The sequence below is a fragment of the Variovorax paradoxus genome (assembly GCF_000834655.1).
GTDB classification, from domain to species: domain Bacteria; phylum Pseudomonadota; class Gammaproteobacteria; order Burkholderiales; family Burkholderiaceae_C; genus Variovorax; species Variovorax paradoxus_F.
Map to the genome: position 1 here is coordinate 41635 of NZ_JXQQ01000022.1, position 24936 is coordinate 66570.

General features: G+C 65.0%; 19 protein-coding genes. 15 read left to right on the forward strand and 4 right to left on the reverse strand.

Going from position 1 to position 24936, the window contains the following annotated elements:
• Positions 1-6 precede the first annotated feature (6 nt).
• The gene (locus tag RT97_RS10595) at positions 7-840 is read left to right on the forward strand and encodes an OmpA family protein (protein WP_042578739.1); all 834 of its coding nucleotides are present in this window, start codon (positions 7-9) and stop codon (positions 838-840) included.
• Between the two features lie 33 nt (positions 841-873).
• Here the strand turns inward: RT97_RS10595 and tssA are convergent, their stop codons facing one another.
• The 4 genes from tssA to tssJ form a co-directional block, all read right to left on the reverse strand.
• Positions 874-2010 (reverse strand): type VI secretion system protein TssA, encoded by a 1137-nt coding sequence (gene tssA / locus RT97_RS10600; RefSeq protein WP_042578740.1) that lies wholly within the window; start codon positions 2008-2010, stop codon positions 874-876.
• Entirely contained in the window at positions 2007-2801 is a 795-nt protein-coding gene (gene icmH / locus RT97_RS10605) for a type IVB secretion system protein IcmH/DotU (protein ID WP_155403780.1), read from the reverse strand. Before icmH ends, tssA begins: the two co-directional genes overlap by 4 nt.
• Positions 2802-2814: 13 nt before the next feature.
• Positions 2815-4161, reverse strand: coding sequence for a type VI secretion system baseplate subunit TssK (tssK, locus tag RT97_RS10610; protein ID WP_042578741.1), 1347 nt, complete (start codon positions 4159-4161; stop codon positions 2815-2817).
• Positions 4162-4225: 64 nt separating this feature from the next.
• Positions 4226-4822: a type VI secretion system lipoprotein TssJ gene (gene tssJ / locus RT97_RS10615; RefSeq protein WP_437184095.1), complete on the reverse strand. Its 597-nt coding sequence runs from the start codon at positions 4820-4822 to the stop codon at positions 4226-4228.
• A gap of 260 nt (positions 4823-5082) precedes the next feature.
• Here tssJ and RT97_RS10620 point away from each other — a divergent pair, with 260 nt between their 5' ends.
• The 14 genes from RT97_RS10620 to RT97_RS10685 all read left to right on the forward strand — a co-directional run.
• The gene (locus RT97_RS10620; protein WP_042578743.1) at positions 5083-5742 is read left to right on the forward strand and encodes a tetratricopeptide repeat protein; all 660 of its coding nucleotides are present in this window, start codon (positions 5083-5085) and stop codon (positions 5740-5742) included.
• Positions 5743-5862: 120 nt separating this feature from the next.
• Positions 5863-6378: a type VI secretion system contractile sheath small subunit gene (gene tssB, locus RT97_RS10625; RefSeq protein WP_042578744.1), complete on the forward strand. Its 516-nt coding sequence runs from the start codon at positions 5863-5865 to the stop codon at positions 6376-6378.
• A 2-nt stretch (positions 6379-6380) separates the two neighbouring features.
• The gene (gene tssC, locus RT97_RS10630) at positions 6381-7871 is read left to right on the forward strand and encodes a type VI secretion system contractile sheath large subunit (RefSeq protein ID WP_013543889.1); all 1491 of its coding nucleotides are present in this window, start codon (positions 6381-6383) and stop codon (positions 7869-7871) included.
• An 85-nt stretch (positions 7872-7956) separates the two neighbouring features.
• Complete coding sequence (locus RT97_RS10635; protein ID WP_042578745.1) at positions 7957-8469, forward strand: Hcp family type VI secretion system effector; 513 nt, start codon at positions 7957-7959, stop codon at positions 8467-8469.
• 108 nt (positions 8470-8577) lie between these two features.
• Positions 8578-9072: a type VI secretion system baseplate subunit TssE gene (gene tssE, locus RT97_RS10640; RefSeq protein WP_042578746.1), complete on the forward strand. Its 495-nt coding sequence runs from the start codon at positions 8578-8580 to the stop codon at positions 9070-9072.
• A 6-nt stretch (positions 9073-9078) separates the two neighbouring features.
• Complete coding sequence (tssF, locus tag RT97_RS10645; RefSeq protein WP_042578747.1) at positions 9079-10929, forward strand: type VI secretion system baseplate subunit TssF; 1851 nt, start codon at positions 9079-9081, stop codon at positions 10927-10929.
• On the forward strand, positions 10893-12011 hold the full coding sequence (tssG, locus tag RT97_RS10650) for a type VI secretion system baseplate subunit TssG (RefSeq protein ID WP_042578748.1): 1119 nt from the start codon (positions 10893-10895) through the stop codon (positions 12009-12011). The genes tssF and tssG overlap by 37 nt, the downstream gene beginning before the upstream one ends.
• Before the next feature lie 61 nt (positions 12012-12072).
• Positions 12073-14805 (forward strand): type VI secretion system ATPase TssH, encoded by a 2733-nt coding sequence (gene tssH, locus RT97_RS10655; protein ID WP_042578749.1) that lies wholly within the window; start codon positions 12073-12075, stop codon positions 14803-14805.
• A gap of 38 nt (positions 14806-14843) precedes the next feature.
• Complete coding sequence (locus RT97_RS10660) at positions 14844-17729, forward strand: type VI secretion system Vgr family protein (protein WP_080898253.1); 2886 nt, start codon at positions 14844-14846, stop codon at positions 17727-17729.
• Between the two features lie 7 nt (positions 17730-17736).
• The gene (locus RT97_RS10665) at positions 17737-18687 is read left to right on the forward strand and encodes a DUF4123 domain-containing protein (protein ID WP_042578750.1); all 951 of its coding nucleotides are present in this window, start codon (positions 17737-17739) and stop codon (positions 18685-18687) included.
• 48 nt (positions 18688-18735) lie between these two features.
• Positions 18736-21468 carry a T6SS effector BTH_I2691 family protein gene (locus tag RT97_RS10670; RefSeq protein ID WP_042578751.1) on the forward strand — a complete coding sequence of 911 codons (2733 nt, stop codon included), beginning with the start codon at positions 18736-18738 and terminating at the stop codon, positions 21466-21468.
• Entirely contained in the window at positions 21465-22196 is a 732-nt protein-coding gene (locus RT97_RS10675) for a putative type VI secretion system effector (protein WP_042578752.1), read from the forward strand. The genes RT97_RS10670 and RT97_RS10675 overlap by 4 nt, the downstream gene beginning before the upstream one ends.
• Positions 22197-22234: 38 nt before the next feature.
• Positions 22235-23278 carry a DUF6708 domain-containing protein gene (locus RT97_RS33805; protein ID WP_253278204.1) on the forward strand — a complete coding sequence of 348 codons (1044 nt, stop codon included), beginning with the start codon at positions 22235-22237 and terminating at the stop codon, positions 23276-23278.
• A 126-nt stretch (positions 23279-23404) separates the two neighbouring features.
• The coding region (locus RT97_RS10685) for a type VI secretion system Vgr family protein (protein WP_155403781.1) at positions 23405-24936 on the forward strand (1532 nt) is incomplete at its 3' end.

Genomic DNA, 24936 nt, shown 5'->3' on the forward strand with positions numbered 1-24936 from the left:
ACGGTCATGAAAAGTTCTTTGCGCGTCAAGTCGCTGGCCCTGGCCCTGGCCGTTGCGTTCGCATTCGCCGGTGCCGCGAACGCACAGACGGCGGGCGCTCCGGGCGCCCTGGTCGAAACCACGCCGGCGGCCAACGCCAAGGGCGAGCAGGTCGTGGCCGGCGGGCAGGTGCCCGACGAGGCCACGCGCGTCGCCGTCATCGAGGCGCTGCGCCGCATCTACGGCGCGGCCAACGTGGTCGACAAGATCGAGGTGGTGAACACCGTGAGCATGCCGGCCAACTGGGCGGCCAACGTGCAGCGGCTGATCACGCCGTCGCTCAAGGACATCCATCGCGGCCAGTTCCAGATCGAGGGCACGCAGATGGCCCTGAGCGGCGAAGTGGGCAACGAGGCGCTGCGCCAGAAGATCGTGAGCGACATGGCCAATTCGCTCAACCCGACCTACACCATCAAGAACAGCCTGCGCGTGCCTGTGTCGGAGCAGATCGCCGTCGACCAGGCGCTGGCCAACCGCACCATCGAGTTCGAACTGGGCAGCGCCACGCTCACGCGCAAGGGCCGCGACATCCTGGACGAGATGGCGCCGATCCTGCAGAAGCTCACGAACAAGTCGGTGGCCGTGGTCGGCCACACCGACAACGCGGGCAGCCGGGCGTCGAACCTGGCGCTGAGCCAGTCGCGCGCGGAAGCGGTCAAGGGCTACCTGGTGGGCAAGGGCATCGATCCGATGACGCTCACGACGTCGGGCGTCGGCCCGGACCAGCCGGTGGCGAGCAACGCGACCGACGATGGCCGCTCGCGCAATCGGCGCATCGAGTTCCGCGTCGGGCGCACCTGAGCCAGCGCCGGGCGGCCCGCATGCGCGGGGCGCTCAGCGCGACTCGTCGTCGTTCTTGGGCAGGTCGAGCAGGTCCACCAGCTGGGCCAGTTCCTGCTCGTTCTTGATCACGTTGCGCAGCCATGCATGCAGCGGCATGTCGGCCCAGCGCGCGGCCTTGTTCGCCATGTAGGCGGCGGGGCTCGACGGCTCGGTCTTCTCGAAATACGCCGCCACTTCCTTGAGCTGGGCGATGGCCTGCGCGCGGCTGTGGATGCCGGGCGGCAGCGCGGCGGGCGCCGTCGAAGGGGCGTGGTGTGGATGTGGCATCACGGCATCGAAAACTGGCTCGATGCGGGAGGGCGTGGGCACGCCTGCTGCGGCCGGCGCGGCCGTGGAGGCGGGCGGTGCGCCGTTGTCCATCGGCACGCCGGCCTCGCGCGCGAAGCGCTCGACCGTCTGGCGGATGGCCGCGGCCGCATCCTTGGCGGCACGAAAGCTCGGGCCGTTGGAGGCGGTGCGCTCGTCGAACACGGCTTCGAACTCGGCCAGCGCCTGCTCGCACGCTTGCACGTCGCGGTGCGTCTTCTGCAGAAATTTTGCCGGCGTCGCGCGGCGGATGCGGTCGAACTGCTCGACCGTCACCTTGTTGCGCTGCAGCTCGTCGGCCTGCGCGGGCGTGCGGCGGATGCTCTGGTCGAGCGCGAGCGCGGTCTCCCAGACCAGCGCGCTGTAGCCGGTGTTGGCATCGCTCACGATCGGTGCGCGCTGCAGCAGCTCGACCGATCGCGAGATCAGCCACGCGACGTTGCCCACGCGCATCTCGATGTCGCCGCCCTCGGGCAGCGGATGCAGATCGTCCCAGTACTGCTGGCAAAGGCCGGTGAGCAGGCGGTAGCCGTCGGCCAGGCCCTCGAAGCCGCGCTGGCTGGCCGCCGCATCGGTGAGCCACACGGCCAGGCGCAGGTCCTTGGTGGATTCGCGCAGCAGCTTCTCGCACTCGGAAATCACGAAGGGCCAGTTGGCCTCCTTCAGCTCGATGACCCATTCGCCCTGCTCGAGCGACGGGTCGTCGTGCTTGCGCGCTTCCTGGATGGCGTCGAACTGGCGCGAGAACAGCATGTCTTCGCCGCAGGGCGAAGCTTCCGAGATCGGCGCCAGCAGGGCCGGCAGGTCGAGCCGCGTCGTCATGGCAGGGAGATGGTCAGGTTGGCCTGGCGCGGGCCGAGCTTCACGATGTCCTGGTAGCTCGCGAGCGTGCCCTGCGTCGTGCTGCCCAGGTGCGCCGAGAGGCCGATGAAGCCGAGCAGTCCGATGAGCGCGAACAGCGCCGCCACCACCCACTGCGGCGCCTCGCGCTTGAGCGAGTGCGAGATCAGGTCGGGCAGCGGCCAGTGCGGCGCGAACGGCGTGCGCTTGCCGCGGGCATTGGCAATCTCGTCGCCCACGCGCGCGGTGAGGTAGGCCAGCTTCTCGGTGCCATCGATGGCGTACTTGCCCTGGAAGCCCAGCAAGAGGCACATGTAGAACACCTCGAGCGTCTGGATGCGCGTGGCGCCGTGCGCCCGCTCGACCTCGAGCATGCTGAAGAAGTTCTCGCCGGCCAGCTGGTCGCCGAAGAGCGTGAGCTGCAGCGGCCTGCGCTCCCACTCGGAGCGGATGGCGAACTCGGGCGCCGAGAGCACGAACTCGTCGATGGTCGCGCAGAAGGCGTACTTGGCCGCGTGGATCTGCTCGGCCGATGCATCCAGCTTGCGCGCGTTGCGCTCGAATTCGCCCAGGTAGTTGCGGATGCCGGCCAGGAACTGCTCGGTGGTGGCGGGCTGCTGCTTCTTCTTCAGCAGGAACAGCATCACGAAGCCGTCGTACAGCAGATCGAGCAGGCTCGAGTCGGAATCGGGAGCCACGCCCGTGGGCGTGAACGACGCGGGGGGCGCGTCGGCGCCCAGCAGGGAAGGCGCCTTGTTGATGGTGGTGTTCATAGCGATCAGGTGATCAGCCGGTCACGGCAATCAGTTCGAGCTGCATGTCGGGAATGCCGGCCGGCGCATAGATGGTGACGCTCTGCGCCTGCAGCATGCGGTCGTACAGCTGGCTCTTGCTGTCGATGGAGAAGTAGCAGGCGCCCGCGCGGATCGGAATGGCCGGCGGCACCTGCGGCGCGTAGACGATGCGCACGCCCGGCATGGCCGAGAGCACCAGCTTGTCGACGTCTTCCGGGGCGCCGATCTTGAAGCGCTGCGGCACCGCTTCGGCGAGCTCGGCGGCCGGCATGCTGGCGGTGACCGACATGTAGAAAACGGTCTTCTCGTCGATCTTTCCGGAATCCAGGCGCCCGAGGTAGAAGGAGTTGCGCGTCTCGGTGAGCGCGATCGCGAAGTAGCGCGTGGAGATCACCGTGTCGAGCAGGTCGCGCACGATGCGGTCGAGCTCGGCGAAGGCAGGACCCGGCTTCTCGTGGTCGTACACCGGCAGGTCGTTGAGCGAATAGGTCTTGGCGAAGGTCATCAACGCGCCGGCCAGGCTCAGCAGTTCCTGGAACAGCCGCTCAGGGTGCAGCGACGGGTGATGGAACAAATGCGAGAGCGAGGCAAAGGCCGAGTTGGCCGTGTGCAGCAGCCAGAACGAGGCGATGTCGCCCGAGCGGAACTCGATGATGTTCTTGCTGGGCTCGCGGTGGATGCCGTAGAGCGAGTTGACCTTGGCCTGCAGCACGTCGAGCAGCCGCCGCAGCTGCTGGAAGATCGTGGGCGAGGCATCGATGGAGGTGCAAGGCGGCACGAAGCTGCGGTCGATCTCGAAGCCGCCCGCGGCTGTGCGGCGGATGCGGATCACCGGGATCGACACGAACTGCTCGCGCGGCTCGGTGTCGGCCAGGAGCTTGACGCTCTTGCGCAGGAACACCACTTCGGCGCTCACCGCATTCGTGTAGAGGTCGAGCGACTGCGTTGCGTCGCTGGTGTAGCGCGCGGCAAAGCCTTCTTCGTTGGGGTCGGTGTAGTTCTTGCCCAGTTCCTTCACCGGGTGCAGCACCAGATAGAAGGTGATCTCGTTCTGGCCCGGGTTGAGCGTGTCGAGCGAAATCGGCGGGGGCAGCGCATCGGCCTGCGGCGCCGAGTAGGGCTCGCCGTCGGGGAACACCAGCGACAGCTGCGAGGCGCGGAGCATGCCGCTGGCGAGCGCGTCCAGGTCGAAGCTGATGGAGCGCACGCCCCAGAAGTACGGATGCAGCGTCTGCGCCGTGGCACGCAGGCGTGCCTCGTGATACGCGTCCTGGCGCTGGAAATGCTGGGGGCGTAGAAACAAGCCCTCTCCCCAGAGGACCTTGGCGGCATAGCTCACGTCGGATCAGCTCCCCTTAATTTTTCGGCAGTATCGCATCGTAGTTTGCTGACGGACAAGCGCGTCAGGCGGGCGAAGGCCGGCAGGTCACCGGGCCCAGCAGGTTGAGCGCACCGCTGCCCGAGGCGCCGCCCTGCGCGTTCTGCTGTCCGACCACCGCGCCCTGCGTCACCGTGAGGGCGCAGGCATGCGCGCCCATCACGATGCCGGTTTTCTCCGCGTCCACGGCGTTGAAGGCGAAGCGCCAGCGCTGCGCGTCGGGCGAGTGGAACAGCACCACCACGCCCACCGCATTGGCGGTGCGCGGCACGGTTTCGGTCCAGGTGTATTGCTGGTCGGGAATCAGCGTGATCTCGCGGCTTTCGACGAGGTCGTCGCCCAGCTGCGTCTTGTCGCGCCCGGGCGTGACGAAGGCATCGAACGACGACTGGTAGAAGGCCGTCGTTTCCTTCAGCTTGTAGATGCGCACCACCACGGCGAGCGGGCGGTTGCGGCTGTCGGCGTTGAGGTTCTTGCCCGCCGCGATGGACATCGACACCTTGCGCGGCGGCTTCTGCGACTCGGGCAGCTCGGGCTTCTTCAGGCCGCTCGCCTCGAGCGCGATGTTGGCGATCGTCAGGGCCGGAGAACTGCATCCGCCCAGCAACAGCGTCATCAGCAAGGCGCTAATTGTGATTGGTATTTTCATTGGGACAGCGGATGGAGCCGAATTCAAAGAGTTGTCATTAGGCTTAAATAATTAGCCGTGGAATTTGGCGATTAAGCAGTTCGCATTACATGACTTTCGTTATTGAACGTAAGCGAATATGTAGTATCGTGTATTGTCATTGGTCGCAAGTTAATGAATGATTGCGGCCTGCCAAAAAAAAGTCAGATCCAAGCGGAGGGATTGTGTTGATTCGAAAGTACATGACTTGCACGATGATTGCTGGTGCCATTGCGGCCACCACCTTTCTGTCGGGCTGCACCACCACCCCGGACGCGGCCGTCGCGCAGTCCACCGACGCATTCAACAAGAGCCTGGCGGAAGCCGATGCAGCCGCCGCCGCTGCCACCGGCGACAAGTCCGCCGCCATCCGCCAGTACCAGAAGATCGCCACCGACAACCCGACCCGCGGTGAGCCGTGGTCGCGCATCGCGCAGATCTACTTCAACGAAGGCCGCTACAGCCTGGCCATTTCGGCCGCCGAGGAAACGCTGCGCCGCGACCCCGCGAGCCGTCAGGCCAAGAGCATCACCGCCGTCGGCGGCCTGCGCCTGGCAGCCCGCTCCATCGAGGACCTGGGCAAGGACAGCACCCTGAGCGGCGATGCCAATGCCGACGCCTACCGCCTCGCCGCACTGCTGCGCGAAACCCTGGGTCTGTCGGTGTTGGTGCCGGCCGGCTCCGATGCCAAACCGCCTGCGCGCCGGCCCGTGGCGTCCAGTCCGTCGCCCGCGCCGTCGCCATCGACTTCCAGCGCATCGCAGCCGACCCCGGTCGCTGCCGTGCGTCCGGCGCCCGCACCCGCGGCTCGCCCGGCACCCGCGCCGGCTCCGCGCGCAGGTGGAAGCGCCAATCCATTCGATGCGCTCAAGTAATTCTTTGGCGCATTGAATTGGTTCAATAAACCAAAGTATTAATTTGAATGCGTGCGTTCTTTTATCGGACGCACAAAGTATTAATTCGTCTTGCAGTCTTATTCGGAAGGTATCGAAGCCATGGCGACCAAAAGACAGAGCGTGCAAAAGCGCCTCCAGAAAGTGCGCCCGCCGCGCGTGCAGCTCACATATGACGTCGAACTCGGTGACGCCATCGAGAAAAAGGAATTGCCGTTCGTCGTCGGCGTGGTCGCCGACCTGGCCGGCCAGTCCGAGGTGGAGCAGCCCAAGCTGAAGGACCGCAAGTTCGTCAATGTCGACCGCGACAACCTGGACGACGTGATGAAGGGCCTGGCCCCGCGCGCGGCCTACCAGGTGGAAAACAAGCTGGACCAGCGCGGCGGCACCTTCGCCGTGGACCTGACCTTCAACTCGATGGACGCCTTCTCGCCCGAGGCCGTGGTCGACCAGATCGAGCCGCTCAAGCGCCTGCTCGACGCGCGCACCAAGCTGGCGGACCTGCGCAACAAGATGGCCGGCAACAGCAAGCTGGAAGACCTGCTGGCCGACGTGCTGAACAACACCGAGCAACTCCAGCGCCTGGGCAACGGCGCCGGCAAGAAGGACGAAAGCTGAACATGACTGCGCAAGCACTTTCGGCATCGAGCGGTGCCGCCTCGCCCGAGGCCTCGGTCGACCTGCTCGACCAGATCGTCGAGAAGAGCAAGGTCGCCAAGTCCGACGCCGAGCACACGCGCGCCAAGGACCTCATTGGCGAACTGGTCAGCCAGGTGCTCGAAGGCTCGGTGATCGTCTCGGACAACGTCTCCGCCATGATCGACGCCCGCGTGGCCGACCTGGATGCCCTCATCTCCGCGCAGCTGAGCGCCGTGATGCATGCGCCCGAGTTCCAGAAGCTGGAGAGCACCTGGCGCGGCCTCGAATACCTCGTGAAGGAAACGCCGACCGGCACGATGCTCAAGATCAAGGTCATCAACGCCACCAAGCGCGACCTGATCCGCGACTTCAAGGCCGCCGTCGAGTTCGACCAGAGCGCGATGTTCAAGAAGGTCTACGAAGAAGAATTCGGCACCTTCGGCGGTGCGCCGTTCGGCGCGCTGGTCGGCGACTTCGCCGTCACGCGCCAGCCCGAAGACATGTATTTCCTGGACCAGATGGCGCACGTGGCCGCTGCCGCGCACGCGCCCTTCATCGGCGCCGCATCGCCCGAGCTGCTGGGCCTGGAGAGCTTCGACGACCTGGGCAAGCCGCGCGACATGGCCAAGGTGTTCGACACCGTCGAATACGCCAAGTGGAAGTCGTTCCGCGACTCCGAAGACTCGCGCTACGTGGGCCTCACGCTGCCGCGCTTCCTCGGCCGCCTGCCGTATCACCCGCGCGAAGGAACGGTGGTCGACAGCTTCAACTTCGTGGAAGACGTCGACGGCACCGACCACTCCAAGTACCTCTGGTGCAACGCCGCCTGGGCGTTCGCCACGCGCCTGACGGCCGCGTTCGACGACTTCGGCTGGTGCGCCGCGATCCGCGGCGTGGAGGGCGGCGGCCTGGTCGAAGACCTGCCCACGCACACCTTCAAGACCGACGAGGGCGAGATCGCCCTGAAGTGCCCGACCGAGATCGCCATCACCGACCGGCGCGAGAAGGAACTGAGCGACCTGGGCTTCATTCCGCTCGTGCATTGCAAGAACTCCGACTACGCGGCCTTCTTCGGCGCGCAGTCGCTGCAAAAGCCCAAGAAGTACAACACCGACAGCGCCAACGCCAATGCGGTGCTCTCGGCGCAGCTGCAGTACATCTTCTCCGTGTCCCGGATCGCGCACTACCTCAAGGCCATGATGCGCGACAAGATCGGCAGCTTTGCCTCGGCACACAACGTTGAACAGTTCCTCAACCGCTGGATCGCGCAGTACGTGCTGCTCGACGACAACGCGACGCAGGAACAGAAGGCGCAATTCCCCCTGCGGGAAGCGTCCATCCAAGTGGGCGAAGTGCCCGGCCGGCCTGGTGTCTACCGTGCGGTCGCCTTTCTCCGTCCGCACTTTCAACTGGATGAGCTGTCGATTTCACTGCGCTTGGTCGCCGATCTGCCGAAGTCAGTGAATAAGTAAGAAGAAGGCGGATCGGAAGCGCGGCCGAGGGGCCGCGCATCAACACGTTAACTGTCAATTCAATCAATCAAGAAGGGGAAGAAACATGAAAGATATCTACGTCAAGTTCGGTAGCCCGGCCATCAATGGCGAGTCGCAGGACAAGGACCACAAGGACTGGGTCGAAGTGAGCTCCTGGCAGCACAGCATCGTGCAGCCGCGCTCGGCCACCGCATCGACCGCCGGCGGCCATACCGCCGAGCGCTGCGAGCACGGCGAAATGATCTTCACCAAGGACATGGACGTGGTCAGCCCGCTGCTCTACCAGCACGCCTCGGGCGGCACGACGTTCGACGAGGTGACGGTGCAGTTCTATCGCGCCGACGGCGAAGGCAAGCGCGTGCAGTACATGGAGATCAAGCTCAAGTACGTGCTGATCGCCAGCGTGAACCCCAAGGTCATGAGCACCGACGTGGCCAGCGTGCCGAGCGAGACCTTCTCGCTGAAGTACGCAGCCGTGCAGTGGAAGTACACGCAACAGAAGATCGGCGGCAACCAGGGCGGCAACTCGCAAGGCGCCTGGAGCCTGACCAAGAACGACAAGACCTACTCGGTCTGACGCCCTTCGGGCAATGTCGACCGCGGCGGGAGGCCGCGGTTTCTTTTTGGCGCCGCGCCCACGCGCGCCGCCCCTTGCCCGATATCCAAAGCACGAGGCGGCAGACCCATGAATGGATTCGAACCGGGCTTGCTCGACAAACTCTTCGATGACGACTGGCGCGGACCGGCTTCGCCGGTGCTTCGCCACCTGTCGCTCGAAGAGGTCAAGAACATGGTCGCGCGCGACCTCGAATCCCTGCTCAACACGCGCATGGTCTTCGATGACGCCAAGCTCGCCGCGTTTCCCGAGTGCAGGCGTTCCGTCATGACCTACGGCCTGAGCGATTTCTCGGGCCTGAGCCTGGCGAGCCACTACGACCGCTCGTTCATCTGCCGCTCGCTGGAGCAGGCCATTGCCCGCCACGAGTCGCGGCTGCGCGATGTCGCGGTGACGTTGGAGGTCGACGGCCAGACCAGCACCAACATGCTCTATTTCGGAATCACCGCCCTGCTCGTGCTGCCCGAGCTCGCCGAGCCGGTGAACTTCGATGCCATGCTGCAGCCCACGACGCTGCAGTACTCGATCACGCGCGGCACCGGCAAGAGCCGCTTCCCCGCCTAGGACACCATGGACGAATTGCTGCCCTTCTACGAACGCGAGCTCGCCTTCCTGCGCAGCTACTCGCAGGAGTTCGCCAAGGGCTACCCGAAGATCGCCGCGCGCCTGGCCATCTCCGCCGACAGCAGCGAAGACCCGCACGTCGAGCGGATGATCCAGTCGTTCGCGCTGCTCACCGCGCGCATCAGCAAGAAGCTGGACGACGACTACCCCGAGCTCACCGAAGCGCTGCTGGAGGTGCTCTATCCGCACTACCTGCGGCCCTTTCCCTCGTGCTCCATCGCGCAGTTCGATGCCGGCGGCGCGGCGCTCGCCAAGCTGAGCAAGCCCGTCACCATTTCGCGCGGCACCGAGCTCACCTCGCAACCGGTGCGCGGCGGCGCGTGCCGCTTTCGCAGCGTCTACGACGTGACGCTGGCAGCCGTGCAGGTGTCCAACGTGGTGTTCCATTCGGTGGTCAACGCGCCGGCGCATGCTTCGCTGCCGCGCAACGCCACCGGATGCCTCTCGGTCACGCTCGAAGCCACCGGCGAGCAGAAATCACTTGGCACGCTCGCGCTCACGATGGCGCGCCTTCGCACCTTCATCGACGCCGAGCCTTCGCTCGCCACCGCGCTGGCCGACGCCATCTTCCTGAAGACGGCCGCCGTGTTCGTGGAGCCCGAGCGCAGCGGCAAGTGGACGCTGGTGCAGGGCGAGACGCTGCACCCCGTCGGCTTCGACGAGGCCGATGCGCTCATCGAACTGCCGGCGCGTTCGCACCCCGCTTACCGCCTCTTGAGCGAGTACTTCGCGTTCCCCGAGAAATTCAACTTCGTCGACATCGACCTGGCCAACGCGCTGCGCCACATCGGCTCGTGCCGCTCGATCACGCTGCACCTGGTGATGACCGGCGTGCGCGCCGACTCACCCGCGGCGCGGCTGCTCGAAGGCGTCTCCAGCCGCAACCTGCGCCTGGGTTGCACCCCCGTCATCAACCTCTTCAAGCAGCGCAGCGACCCCATTCGCGTCACGCATGCCGCCGCCGCCTATCCGGTGGTGGCCGATGCGCGCCGGGCCTTCGGCTTCGAGGTCTACAGCATCGACTCGGTCAAGCTCGTGAAGCAGACCGCCGAGGGCGACGCCTACATCGAGTTCCGGCCCTTCTATTCGCTGCACCACGGCGAGCATCCGAAGGAGGCCGAGCATTACTGGTTCGCGAGGCGCAACGAGCTCGTCGCGCAGCGCAGCCCGGGCTACGAGACCGAACTCTCGATCGTGGACATCGACTTCCAGCCCTCGCTGCCGCAAACCGAAACCCTGAGCATCGACCTCACCTGCACCAACCGCGACCTGCCGCATTCGCTGACCTTCGGCCTGCCGGGCGGCGACCTCTTCATCGAGGGCAACTCGGTGGCGCGTTCGATCCGCATGCTGCGCCGCCCGACGCAGACGCTGCGCATGCCGCGCGGCAAGGGCGTGCAGTGGCGGCTGGTGTCGCACCTGTCGCTCAACCATTTGTCGCTGGCCACCAGCGGGCTGCCGGCGTTGAAGGAGATGCTGCGGCTGTACGACCTCGGCCGCTCGGCCGTGTCGGCGCGGCAGATCGAGGCCATCACCGGCATCGAGCAGCAGGCCACCACGCAGTGGCTGCCTGGCAAGCCCTTTGCGACCTTCGTGCGCGGCATCGAGCTCAAGCTCACGGTCGACGAGGCCGGCTTCGTGGGCAGCAGCCTGCAGGCCTTCGCGCGCGTGATGGATCATTTCTTCGGTCTCTATGTGCACCTGAACAGCTTCACCCAGCTGGTGATCGTTTCGGCGCGCGACAAGGAGGAGCTGGTGCGATGCAAACCCCGCAGCGGCGAATCGATCCTTCTGTAGCCGATCGGCTGCTGCGCGAACCGTACCGCTTCGAGTTCTTCCAGGCGGTGCGGCTGATCGAGCTCGTGCTGCTGCGCCGGCAGGAGCGCGACGTGCACCAGCGCCTCGTGCCCGGCGAGCGCATGGTGCCGCGCTGGCTGCGCTTTCGCAGCTCGATGAGCCTCACGTTTCCGCCCAGCGAGATCGAGGCGCTGGCGGTGCGCGATGCGGTGGGCCAGTTGGTGTCGAGCGCCGAGCTGTGCGAGCCCACCGTGGGAGACGACGGTGATGGCCTCGGCCGCATCGAGCTGACCCCCGCTTCCTTCGGCATGCTGGGCGTGTCGGGCGCCTTGCCGATCGTCTACACCGAGATGCTGATGCGCCGTGAGCAGCACCTGCGCGACAGCTCGGCGCGCGCGTTCCTCGACGTGTTCACCAACCGCGCCACCGCGCTCTTCTACGCGGCCTGGCGCAAGTACCGGCTGCCGCTGCACTACGAGCACGAACGCAGCCGCGCCTACCTGCCGGTGCTGCTGTCAATGGCGGGGCTGGAGCACACGGCGCAGCGCGATCCGCTCACCGACGGCACCGGCACGGTGTTCGACGAAACCGTGGCCGGCTATGCGGCGGCGGTGCGCCACCGGCCGATGTCGGCGGCCTACCTGCAGCGCGTGCTGTCCGATTACTTTCGCAGCAACATCCGCATCGAGCAGTTCCTGGGCAAGTGGTACGACATGCCGGTGCAGCAGCGCTCTCGCCTTGGCGAAGGCAACGTGAGCCTCGGGCAGAACGCGATGGCGGGCGAGCGCATCTGGCAGCGCGACCTGCGCATCCGCCTGTGGATCGGCCCGCTCAAGCGCAGCGCGCTGCGCGAGTTCTTCCCGGGCCGCGCGCATGCGAAGGCGCTCGAAAAAATGCTGGCGCTGCTGGCCGGCGTGACCTGCGAATACGAGGTGCGCCTGATCCTCGCGCGCGAGGAAGTCGCGGCCGTGCAGCTGAGCGACGGCGGCGGCAGCCACCTCGGGTGGGACAGCTTCATCGCCACCGGCGAGGCCGAGAGCGACCGCAGCGACACCCAGTACGAACTCCAGCCCCTGCAGTAGTTCAGCAGCAATTGGCAGCGACCTTTCAACGAAGAAGACCGACAGAAGACAACCACCGTTCATGAGCACATCGCTGAAAACACTGATCACCAAGCTCAATGCGAGCGCACGCATGGCCACGCAGCGCGCCGCCAACCTGTGCCTTGCCAACGGCCACTACGAAGTGGATCTGGAGCACCTGTTCCTGGCCCTGCTCGAGCAGACCGACAACGACCTCGCGCGCGTGCTGCGCGCCAACCGCATCAGCGCAACGGCGATCCAGTCGGACCTGGAGCGCGAGATCCAGACCTTCAAGAACGGGAATACGCGCACGCCCGTGTTCTCGCAGCACCTGCAGCAGCTGTTCCAGCAGGCCTGGCTGCTCGCCTCGCTCGATGCGCACGTGGCGCAGATCCGCTCGGGCCACCTGCTGCTGGCGCTCCTGACCGAGCCCGACCTCGCGCAACTCGCGCAGCGCGGCTCGCCGCTCTTCGCAAAGATCCGCCTCGAAGACCTGAAGCACGACTTCGACAAGCTCACCGACGGCTCGAGCGAAGCGGCAGAGGCCGGTGCATCGGGCGGTGCGGCCACGGAAGGTGACGCGCAGCAAGCGCCGGCCGATGCGCTGGCAGCGGGCGTTCCAGGCAAAACACCCGCGCTCGACCAGTTCACCACCAACCTCACGCAGCGCGCCAAGGACGGCGCGCTCGACCCGGTGATCGGCCGCGACACCGAGATCCGCCAGGTCATCGACATCCTGATGCGCCGTCGCCAGAACAACCCCATCCTCACCGGCGAGGCCGGCGTCGGCAAGACGGCGGTGGTCGAGGGGCTGGCGCTGCGCATCGCCGCGCAGGACGTGCCGGAGTCGCTGCGCGCGGTGGCGCTGCACACGCTCGACATGGGCCTCCTGCAGGCCGGTGCGAGCGTGAAGGGCGAGTTCGAGAACCGCCTGAAGAACGTGATTGCCGAAGTGAAGAAGAGCCCGCATCCGATCGTGCTCTTCATCGACGAGGCCCACACCATGATCGGCGCGGGCGGCCAGGCCGGGCAGAGCGATGCGGCCAACCTCTTGAAGCCTGCACTCGCACGCGGCGAGCTGCGCACGATCGCTGCCACCACCTGGGGCGAGTACAAGAAATACTTCGAGAAGGACGCGGCGCTCGCGCGGCGCTTCCAGGTCGTGAAGGTCGAGGAGCCCAGCGAGACGCTGGCCTCCGCCATGCTGCGCGGCATGGTGCCCCTGATGGAGAAGCACTTCAACATCCGCGTGCTCGACGAAGCCATCACCGAGGCCGTGCGCCTGTCGCACCGCTACATCAGCGGACGCCAGTTGCCCGACAAGGCGGTGAGCGTGCTCGACACTGCCTGCGCGAAAGTGGCGCTCGGCCAGAGCGCGACACCGGCGCTTATCGAGGAAGCCAACCGTGGCCTCGAACGCATCGAGGCTGAGAGCGCCGCGCTGGTACGCGACACCGCGGCTGGCGGACGTCATGAAGCGCGGCAGACCGAACTGGCAGAACAGAAAGCCGCTCTGCAGGCCGAACTGGCCGCGAGCCAGCAGCGACTTGCCGAAGAGAACGTGCTGGTCGAGCGCATCCGCGCACTGCGTGCGCAACGCGATGCACCGGCTGCGCCACCGGAGTCCGAGGCCGCATCCGCACCCGTGGAAAAAACCCCGGCCCGCGCCGCCGGCCGAAAGAAAGCCGCAGCCGTCGCCGACCCCGAACGCGACCAGCTCGATGCGCTGCTCGCCGAACTGCGCGCGCTGCAAGGCACCACGCCGATGGTGCCGCTGCAGGTCGACGGCCACGTGGTGGCAGAGATCGTGTCGGCCTGGACCGGTGTGCCGCTGGGCCGCATGGTCAAGGACGAGATCAAGACCGTGCGCGCCCTGGACACGCTGCTGGCCGAGCGCGTGATTGGCCAGGACCACGCGCTCGCCGCCGTGGCCCAGCGCGTGCGCACCGCGAGTGCGCGGCTGGAAGACCCCAACAAGCCGCGCGGCGTGTTCATGTTCGTCGGCCCGTCGGGCGTGGGCAAGACCGAGACGGCGCTGGCGCTCGCGGACATCCTCTACGGCGGCGAGAAGAAGCTCATCACCATCAACATGAGCGAATACCAGGAGGCGCACAGCGTCTCGGGCCTGAAGGGCTCGCCGCCCGGCTACGTGGGTTATGGCGAAGGCGGCGTTCTGACCGAAGCCGTGCGCCGCCAGCCCTACAGCGTGGTGCTGCTCGACGAAGTCGAGAAGGCCCACCCCGACGTGCTGGAGATGTTCTTCCAGGTGTTCGACAAGGGCATGATGGACGACGCCGAGGGCCGCGAGATCGACTTTCGCAACACGCTGATCATCCTCACCTCGAACATCGGTTCGTCGCAGATCATGCAGGCATGCCTGAACAAGGCTGACGACGAGCGCCCCGCGCCCGACGCGTTGGCCGAGGCGCTGCGCCCCGTGCTCATGAAGGCCTTCAAGCCGGCCTTCCTCGGCCGCATGAAGGTGGCGCCGTTCTATCCGATCACCGATGCGGTTCTAGAGCAGATCATCGCGCTGAAGCTGGGGCGCATCCGCGACCGCATCGCGACCAACCACAAGGCGGTGTTCGAGTGGGACGACGCGCTGGTGGAGGCCGTGCTCGCGCGCTGCACCGAGGTGGATTCGGGCGCGCGCAATGTCGATCACATCCTGAACGGAACGCTCCTGCCCGAGATCGCGGAAGCGGTGCTCACGCGCATGGCCGACGAGACGCCGCTCACGAAGATCAAGGCCAGTTGCGCCAAGAGCGGCGAGTTCCGCTACAGGATCACCTAGGCGCTGCGGCGGTTCGGGTCCAAGGGAGAACCAGAGACATGACGGACTTCAATTCGGCTTCGCTCGGCGCGCAGTTGCGGACGGGCGTAACAGGCACCTTGCAGCAGGATCGGTTGCTGGTGCTGCACACCCCCCTGGGCGACAACAAGCTCCTGGCCGAACGCCTGGACGGCATCGAATCCGTGGACGACGGCGGCTTCCGCTTCGAGCTCACCGCGCTGAGTGACGACGCCCACATCGAGCTCAAGACCCTCATGGGCCAGGGCGTGCGCCTGGATCTGCAGACCGCACAGAGCCGCACTGACCTCCGCCCCTTCCACGGCCACGTGACCGAAGCCGAATGCGTCAGCAGCAACGGCGGCATGGCGCGCTACCGGCTCGTCATCGAACCGTGGCTTGCGTTTCTTCGCCACCGCCAGGACAGCTGCCTCTTCCAGCACCAGAGCGTGTTCGATATCGCCGATGCCGTGTTCGCCCGCTATCAAGGCCAGGGCAAGCTGGCCGTGCAATGGCGCTGGGAGATCGCCCAGCGCGACATCTATCCGGTGCGCGGCATCACCACCCAGTACTACGAGAGCGACTTCGATTTCGTCGCGCGCTTGCTCGCCGAAGAAGGCCTCTTCTACTGGTTCGAGCACGCCACCGGCAAGGACGGCAACCTCGGCAGCCACACCCTCGTCATCGCCGACCACAACGGCGCCTTTCGCGCCAATGCGCAAGCCAGCATCCGCTTTCACCGCGCCGATGCGAGCGAGAGCGAAGACACCATCCAGCAATGGCGCGGCAGCCGCCAGCTTCAGACCAACAGCCTGGCGCAGCAAAGCTGGGACTACAAGAGCGTGAGTGCCAGGCCCGTGCAGCAGCAGAGCCGCGGGTCGGGGTCGGGCACAGGCCAATCGTCATCCAACCACCGCGTTCTTCAGTGGACCGACGACCCCGGCGCCTACGGCTGGGAGACCTCGGCCCAGGGCGAGCGCCTCCTGTCCAACGCCCTGCAGGCCCTGGAGCTGCGCAACAAGCGCTTCGAAGGCCAGAGCGCCGTTCGCACACTCGCACCGGGCACCACCTTCACCCTCACGGGCCACGAACAGCACGACAAGGACAGTGAGGAAGACCGCCGCTTTGCTGTATTGGCCGTGCGCCACCTCGCACGCAACAACTTCGACGAAGCCTTGAAGGCCGGAGTTGGAGAACGTTTGGGCCTGCCCGACATTGCCACCGTGTTCGATGCATCGCAGGACAGTGCCAGCGGCAATGCCGCCTCGACACCCGACACCGTCACCCACTACCGCAACGACTTCACCACCGTGCGCGCCGCCATCCCCTACCGGCCGCTCAGCGTGGACGGCCACGGCCAGCGCATCCACCCTAAGCCTAGCGTGCACGGCAGCCAGAGCGCCATCGTGATCGGCTCGGGTGAGAACTCACCAGTCCACACCGACCGCGACCACCGCGTCAAAGTCCAGTTCCACTGGCAGCGCGGCAGCGCCTCCAGCGCACGGCAGCCCCGCGCCGATGGCCAAGACAACGCGCCCGCCGCCGATCGCCTGGGCGCCTGGGTGCGTGTGGCCGCCAGCGCAGCAGGCGACAACTGGGGCCAGGTCACTTTGCCGCGTGTGGGGCAGGAGGTGCTGGTGGAATTCCATCATGGCGACATCGACCGCCCGGTGGTCGTCGCCGCGCTCTACAACGGTGCCGGGCAGACCGACGCCCAGCACAACGAGAAGTCTGGGGGCGCCGCCCAATCGACTGGCAATGCCCCCGCCTGGTTCGCGGGCGAAGGCAAGGACGCCAAGGAACACGCCCACAACGCCGTCTTCTCCGGCATCAAGACCCAGGAACTGAGCGCCAGCCAGAGCGGCGATGGCGGCTACAACCAACTGGTCTTCGACGACACTCCCGGGCAGGGCAGTACCAGTCTCGCCACCACGCAGGCGCACAGCCGGCTGCACTTGGGGCACCACAAGCAGCAGGACGACAACGCGCGCGGCAAGGCCCGAGGCCATGGCGCCGAACTGGCCACCACCGCGCAGGGCGCCATCCGCGCCGGCGCGGGATTGCTCGTGAGCGCGCACGCCCAGCAGAACGCCAAGGGCGCCTTCATGGCCAGCCGCGAGGCGCAGCAGCAGACCAAGCAGGCGGAGGAACTCGCCACTTCGCTCGCCAAGAGCGCGCAGACGCAGAGGGCGCAGATCAAGGGGGAGGAAGCGCCGGACAAGCTGCCAGCCATCGAGGCGCTGAAGCACGTGGCCGAAGTGCTGGGGGCGACGCAGGAAGGCAGTGCAGCGTCAAGCAGCGCAAACGGCAGCGGCGGCGACATCAAGGCCACCGAAGGCGGCCAAGGCAGCGTCACGGCATACAGCGAGCCGCACCTTCAGTTCAGCGCCCCTATGGGCATCGGCTTCGTCACGCCGAAGGAGGCGATTGCCGTGAGCGGCAAGCACACCGCGATCGTCGCCAACCAGGACATCGACCTGCCCGCGCAAGGGCAGATCGCGGTGAGCGTGGCCAAGGGGGTGAGCATCTACACACTGGGTTCGAAGGCGAGCGCAAGCGGCGAGCCGAACCAGGAGCGCGGCACCTCGCTGCATGCGGCCAGCGGCAGCGTGACGCTGCAGAGCCAGAAGGGCGCCACCAGGATCGCGGCCGACAAGAAAGTCACTATCGCCAGCACGACGAAGAACGTGGAGGTCGAAGCACCTACACACGTGCTGCTGACCAGCGCCGGGGCGTACATCAAGCTCGAAGGCGCGAGCATCAAGATCCATGCGCCGGGGAAGGTGACGTTCAGGGGGATGCACAACTTCGTCGGGCCGCAGGGGGACGGGAGCGGCAATTCAACGGGCGAGGCCAGCTATCAAGGCTGCAATCCCAGCGTAGAGAGCGCAGCGGCGCAGCAAGACGCCACCGTGGCGCTGGGCTGAAGCCTAGATGATCGACACCGTGCCAACGCAAGCCACGCGAATCAGCCTTGATCTGCATTCGCAGATCAATCCGAGGCCGAATGCCGACTGCATGTTGCTGGTCGACGTGGTGCCGCGTCCGATCACGCAAGACGATGTGCTGTGGGAGCGTTACTCGCAGATCGAACATACCCGCGTCGTACTTGCCTATCCGAAAGTGGACCCTTCGCATCTCCCCGTGCTGTTGCCTTTGTGCATTGCGAAGTTCGAAGACAGCACGTTGCTTGAACAAAGTGCCCAGGATGCGTATGAGGAATTGGCGCCTCAGGCCTTGCGATCCGGTACGGGCCGTCGGATATCCGGATGGCTGACCAGCCAGGCGTCGATTGGCACTGTGGCGCGGCATCTGGCCTCGGTCATGCTCCAGCATCCGCCGCCTTTCGGGCAAGCCACCTGGCTGCGGTTGCAAGACCCGGCCACGCTTTGGTGGCTCTGGTCCTTTCTCGCGCCCGCGCAACGCCGTGTCTTGCTCGGCCCCATCGAAACCTTCTGGTTGCTCGATCCAGCCGGCCAATTGACGGCACTGAAAAGTGAAGCGGCCCCCACCATCGAAGCACCGGCCGCATTGCAACTGAGCCCCGGACAGTGGCAAGACATCGCCTGCATCGGACCGCTCAATCTCGCACTTCGGGAATGGGGGCAGGCTCACGCCGCTGGCGGACGCTTTCAGCGCCTCTGCATCGGCGCGCACGCTGCCGTGCGCCGCGCGCAAATGGCCGGATTCAACGATCGGCACGACCAGGCGGCCTATGCACGGTATGCGTTGGAGATTCATCCGCAATTCGATACGCATGCGCTGGTGCAAGCCAGGCTCGCAGGGCGTAACGCAGACGACTACTTCACCGGCTTGATCGACGACATCGACGAGCAGGAGTGGCGGCGCATCGCGCACGAATGCGCTCTGGTCGCCGCCGGCTGACGCGCCACAACAGCACGGCCCGGCCCCAACAGGAATCAAGGGAAATCAATGCCACCCAATCGTCCCATCAGCCTTTGCGAGCAATGCAAGGCCACTGGCCTGCCCATCCTGCCCGTGCGCTACGCGGTGGTGCCCAAGAACATCAATCCGGCGTTGCCGGCATGGGCCAGTGGCGATCGCGTGACGAGCGTGGGATTGGGCGACGATTTCCAGTACGCATTGCGTACTCTGCGCACCGGCTATCTCTACCTGTTCTATGCCAAGAATGCGCGTGGCTCGAAACAGTGGGAGTGCTATGCAGTGGGCGAGGACGGCAGCCTGATTCGGCAAGCCGACCCGCAATCCGCGCAGCCCCAAAGCACACCGAAGCTGTCGTGCTCGCGGCACGGCAGCGCAAACACGCAGGTTCACTATCTCGTGATCGAGCGACCCGAGTCGTGCGGCGCCACCTGGATTGCCTACAGCGAATACAAGTGGAGCCAGGAGACCATCAAAGAATACGAGACCAACACCAAGCTGCGCAACAAGCGCATGCAGACCATTCAGCCACCCGTGATGGCGGCCGGTGCCAAGCACAGCCATGGTCAGATCGCTGACAAGGCCACACTCGAAACGGTGCTGGAATATGCGCCGTCGACGCCCAAAGCGCCATTGCCGTTCAACAGCCCCGTCGCCGCTCTGAGCAACGAAGACGGCAGCTACAGTGCGGCCAGGCTCGCGCAGATGAGCACCCGCTATCCCTGGCACCTGCGAAGCGGCATGGCCGACGGGACAGCCAAGCACATGGAGAACCGCGGCCAGCGTACGGACGCGCCAAAAAAGCCAAACAAGCCGCACGTGCTGGCGCTGTGGGACGCCATCGGCGTTGCGCACGAACTCAACGGCTTCCGGAACGATGCGGCTGGGTGGATCAAGAAGTATGGGGTCGAGCGCCGACTGCAAGTCGATGCGCTCAATACTTACGATGGTCTCAAGAGGGTCATTCAGGACCGGGCGCAGACGCAGGCGGAGGACTACATCCGCAGAGGCGTCGAAGATGGGCCGCTTCAGGAAGGCATGAAAGAGCTGGAAGAAAAGCTCAAGTACTCGCCGGACGACGAATACCTGCGCGGTCAACTGGAGCAGATGCGAGCCCTCACCGAGCGCCTGAAAAAGTCCGCACCGGCGACGGCCGATGCGTTCGGAAAAAGTGCGCGCGAGCAGGCATGGCCCAAATACCAGGACAGGATCGATCCCAAGGCCGTCGACAAGTTCAGGAAACACCTCAAGCAATTCGAAGGGCAATCGGCAGCCATCATCGACCGGCGCACGATTCCGCTCGTTCATTGGCTCGAAGCCCCGCTCCTTCTGGATACCTTGAATGACTTTCACGGCCAGAACATCGAAGACGGCCTGTTGTTCGGTGAGGTGATCGGCGAAGCCCTTTTCGGCATCGGCTCATGCAACGCGGGTGCGCAGAAGATCGAAGCCTGGGTCAAGGAATGCAAAGCGACGGTCGAGACCAATCTGTTGTGGCGCGTGGTGGCGCTCAATCAGAAAAATGCCAGGACCGAACTGGATGCGGCGCTGGCGGAGGCCAAGCAATACAAGGACCAACGCAGTCTGGCCACAGCACTGACCTGGGTCAACTACACCAGCAAGAGTCTCAAAGCCTTTGCCGATGTTTACAAGAAAGCGCAGGGCGTCTTCGATGGCAACACGAAGGCTGCGTCGGAAGCTGGATCGGTGGCATTCGGCGCCCGCCTCAAGCACTTCAATATGCGCGGCACCGACAAGTTCGCCATCAGCGTGGGCGATGCGGTGTTTCGGTACTTTCGCATCGACAAGCTGGCCGACTACGCGAGCGAAAAAATCATCCAGCACATCTTCAGCATCCGCGCGTTCGTGAACCCGGCCGATTCGGCCAACCTGATCCTGAAGCAGGCCAAGACGGAAGGGCTGCTGCGCGAACAGACCCTCGCGCGCCTGCGCACTGCGCGCGCTTTTCTGGCAGCGGGCACGCCTGAAATCAAGAACGCACAGGCCGAGGCCCTGCGCGCCGAATGGAGGCAGTTCAGGGCTGGCGGCAGCGAGGCATCGCACAGTGCCATGAAGGACGCGCGCCTGGCATTGGTGGTCGGTCTCATCGAAGGCGTGAACTTCGCCAAGCTGCTGGCAGATTGCAAGCAGAAGAACGACATGAAGAGCTGGTTCAGTCTGGTGGCCTCCGGCATGGCCATCACCAGCGCCATGTTCGACATCGGCGCCACCGTGGCCAAGAACCTGCCGAGCATGGGCAACGCGAGTTGGGGGTATCAAGCGCTCAAGGTATGGGGCGGGGCGTTGAGTTCGGGCGCTTCGTTTATCGGAGGCGGGTTGGATTTGCGGGATGCAGGGATGAGCAAAGACAGCGGCTATTCGCTCATGGCCGCGCTGTACTTCGGGAAGGGCATGCTCGGATTGGCCTCCGGTGTCATGACCCTGGCTGTAACTTTCACCTATTCCGCGCCCTTCCTTGCCCGGATCACAGGCAGGGCGGTCGTTGGTATAGCCGTGCGCAACGTTGGCTTGCGGGCCGGCGCCTTCATCGGTCTTCGCGTCCTGGGCATGGCCGTGGGCGGCTGGATCACTGTTGGTGCTTTTGTGATCCAGGTCGTCATCTGGTACGTCACTCCCGATGCGCTGGAGAAATGGATCGACCACTCGGCCTTTGGCAAGAAGCGCAGCACTGAAGGCTACAAGACCGCCGAGGCGCAAGACAAGGCGCTACAGGAAACGTTGAAAGAGATGGGTTTCCAATGAAAACAACACCCCAGCCTCCACAAGGCCTCGTCAAGCTGACCGGCACCATCACACACTATCGATGCACCCGCGCCGAGGCGAGCTTCGTGTTCACCGACAGCGATCGCACAGCACTCGGGGTTGTTGCCATTGCGGCCGGCATAGCGGGCCTGAGCGGACAGGCTATTGCGACGGCCGTCAATGCCACGGCCACCGAAGAAGAGGCCGACTATGTGGAGTTCGAACTGGAGGGAAAACCCGTCAAGGGCTGGGTGTGGCGAAGTCCGTTCAAAGAAGGCGACGAGGTCGAGGCTGTTGCCGAATGGCGAGACGATCACTACGAAACGGCAGGCATAGCAAGGTCGAGTGATCGAACGATTGCGCTGTATCCGCATTGCTCAAGAGGGGTGTCGAGGCACATCAAGAATGCGATCAAGTGGTGGTTTATCGGCGTGACTCTGCTCGGTATCTTTTCCTTGCTTGTTGCCATTCCAACATTTGGGCTCGATGATTTCTGGCACACGGCAGCCGACATCGTGTTGTGGGTCGTCATTGGCTTCTATGTGTTCTTCGGCCTCATGACCATCAGCCTTGCTCGCAAGTGGATGCCTTTCGTCCGGCTGGCGCAAAAGGTCTTTGTGACGCTTGGCTGGCCCACCCCCGGCGACGTGGACTTGGTCAAGTCCTCCAAGGCCCGGCGCAAGCCCGGGGATCCTGGCGAGTTCGGAACCTTTTACTTTCGCTATTGAGTGGTTGCAGTCCCCGACCCCTTCACTCCGATAGGCCCATGTTCAATGAGCGTATTTCGATGATTTCAAATATGGAAGACTTCTCCGGTTCATTGCGAGGATTGCGCGGTGTCTCGAAGTTCTCCAGAGCGGGAACGCGACAGATCATGAGCCGTGAAAACAACCCGGACTACGACATTCGGCTGCCGCAATGGAATGCGCCTGACCCGCAGTTTGAGTTCGTCGAAAAAGTCCAGAAAAAGACGCTGTTGGAAGGCAAGGCGCCCTGGCGCATTGCCTCGCGTGAAAAACGCGAACTCGTGCATGGGAAGGCGAGTTCGTGCGATTCCTTGTTGGGCATTCATTCGAATGCCATTGTTGTTGGCGCGCCGGCAGGTACCACAGAAATCACATTCATGATGGGGCTGTATGCAGTCCTCATTGGATTGGCTGCCTGCATGTTCGGATGGGGAGCGTTTGAATCCATCTTGGAACTGGATTCGAGCAGGTCGGACTACGTCCTGAACTTGTCGATGTCCACGGTTTCGACGAGTGCGGCGCTCTTCTTTCTGGTTGCGGCAATCTTCTTCTTCAGAGTCGGATTCTTGACGCCCCGCGATCTCCCGGTTCTCTTCAACCGCAAGACCAGGGAGGTTTCATTCTTCACTGTGATTCCGCTCAGGTTCTGGAAGATCTGGCAACGCGCCGGCGTTGGCGAAGTAAAGACTTATCGATGGGATGACGCCTATGCGCGCAGCTATCAACTCACCGAGATGACGGGCGAGGCGGCGCGCTCTACCTATCTGCTGGCGCTATTGTGGAGCGACCCCGGGCGACCCAGGCACTGCAAGGAGATCGTGACCATTGGCTACAAGGGCTGGTGGGAGGATGAATTGCTCTGGCGCCTGTATGAGCACATTCGACGCTACATGGAGGAAGGCGGTCCGCCGATCCAGCCTGGCGAGAGCTTGCGACACTCGGGAACAGGCAAGTTGCCGCAATTCCCGCCGGAGGTCATCGCCGCCGCCGGAGGTCCGGCCTTTAGCGAAGAAGAGGTGCGCCGGTTGGCAAGCATTCGCGAATGGCAGACCCCTGCCAGATGAGAACCGACGGATCCGCGCAGCTCCTCCAAACTGGGCCTTCAACCGACAGGACGCAAAGATCATTCAAGGTAAGAAATCGAACGAAGACCGGCACTGCCGGCAGTGACACCAGGGAGGTGGTTATTCATGTCAACTGACACGTCAAACAGCTTCATGCCGACCTATGGCGCAGCGCCATGGACGTCCGAAGGCCTCGATGTCGCGCGGCTCTCCGAGCAGGCGCGCCTCATCAAGCTGCAGCTGCCGCAGGCGGCGCCGCAGAACGCCGTCGTCGTCGAACGCTTCACCGCCACCGAAGGCATCAACGAACTCTTCGCCTTCACCATCGACACCCTCGCCACCTCCAGCGAGTTCGATCCCTTCGCGCTGATCGGCGAGGAGCTGAGCCTGCGCCTCTTGCTGGCCAACGGCAGTTTCCGCACCTGGCACGGCTACCTCACCGCCGTCGATGCGCTGGGCGGCGATGGCGGCCTCGCGCGTTATCGGCTGCACTTGCAGCCGTGGCTCGCCGCGCTGGGCCTTCGCCGCGACAGCTTCGTGTACGCCGCCAAGAGCGTGCGGGACATCGTGAGCGAGGTGTTCGCCGACCACACGAGCGCGAGCTTCACCTTCGAGGTCACGCAGGAGCTGCCCGTGCGGCCGACCTGCGTGCAGTACCGCGAGTCGGACCTCGCCTTCGTGATACGCCTGCTCGCCGAGGAAGGCCTGAGCTTTCGCTTCGAGCACGAGCAGACGAAAGCGAAGGGCGGCGGTGGCAGCACGGACAACAACGCAACGCCGTCGCACCATCGCCTCGTGATCTTCGATCGCGAAGCGAAGACGCCCGACTGCGTGCTGCCCGAGATCCGCTTTCACCGCGTCGACGCCACCGAGCAAGAGGACGCGATCACCGCATGGAGCAGCCGGCGCCAGCTCGCGAGCAACGCCGTCACGCTGAACGCGTGGGACGCCAGCGTGCTGCAGGCGCCCACGGGCTCGACGCAGAGCGCGCTCGCCATGGGCGACGTGCCCGTGCTGGAGCACTACGACGGCGCGGGCTCGCAGCGCTACGCCAACAATGCCGCTGCCGCGCGGCGTGCAGAGAACCAGCTCGTCGCGTTCGAGTCGCGCATCAAGCGCTACAGCGCTGCGAGCAGCGTGCGCCAGCTGGGCGCCGGTAAGCGCTTCACACTCACGCAGCACGACCGCTACGAAGGTAAAAAATTTGTCGCACTGCGCGTGCACCACGAAGCCGCCAACAACCTCGGCGCGCAGGCCGCGCAGGTGCTCGAGGCCGGCGAGCTCGAGAAGGGCAGCTACCGCAACAGCTTCGAGGCGCAGCCTGCAGAAGCGCAGATCGCACCGATCTGGCGGCCCAAGCCCACGGCGCCCGATGCGACGGTCGCGCTCGTGGTCGGCGCCGATGACGACGAGGCGCCCACCGCCGTCCACACGCAGCGCGATCACCGTGTGCAGGTGCGTTTCCATTGGCAGTCGCAGCGCGCGGCAACGCAACAGCAGTCAGCGCAGAGCGGGCAGGGCAGCCTTGTCGCGGCCGGCCGGCATGCGAGCAACCGCCAGTCGGTGTGGCTGCGCGTGGCCGCACCGGTGGCCGGACCGAACTGGGGCGCGCACCATCTGCCGCGCGTCGGCTCAGAGGTGCTGGTGTCGTTCATCGA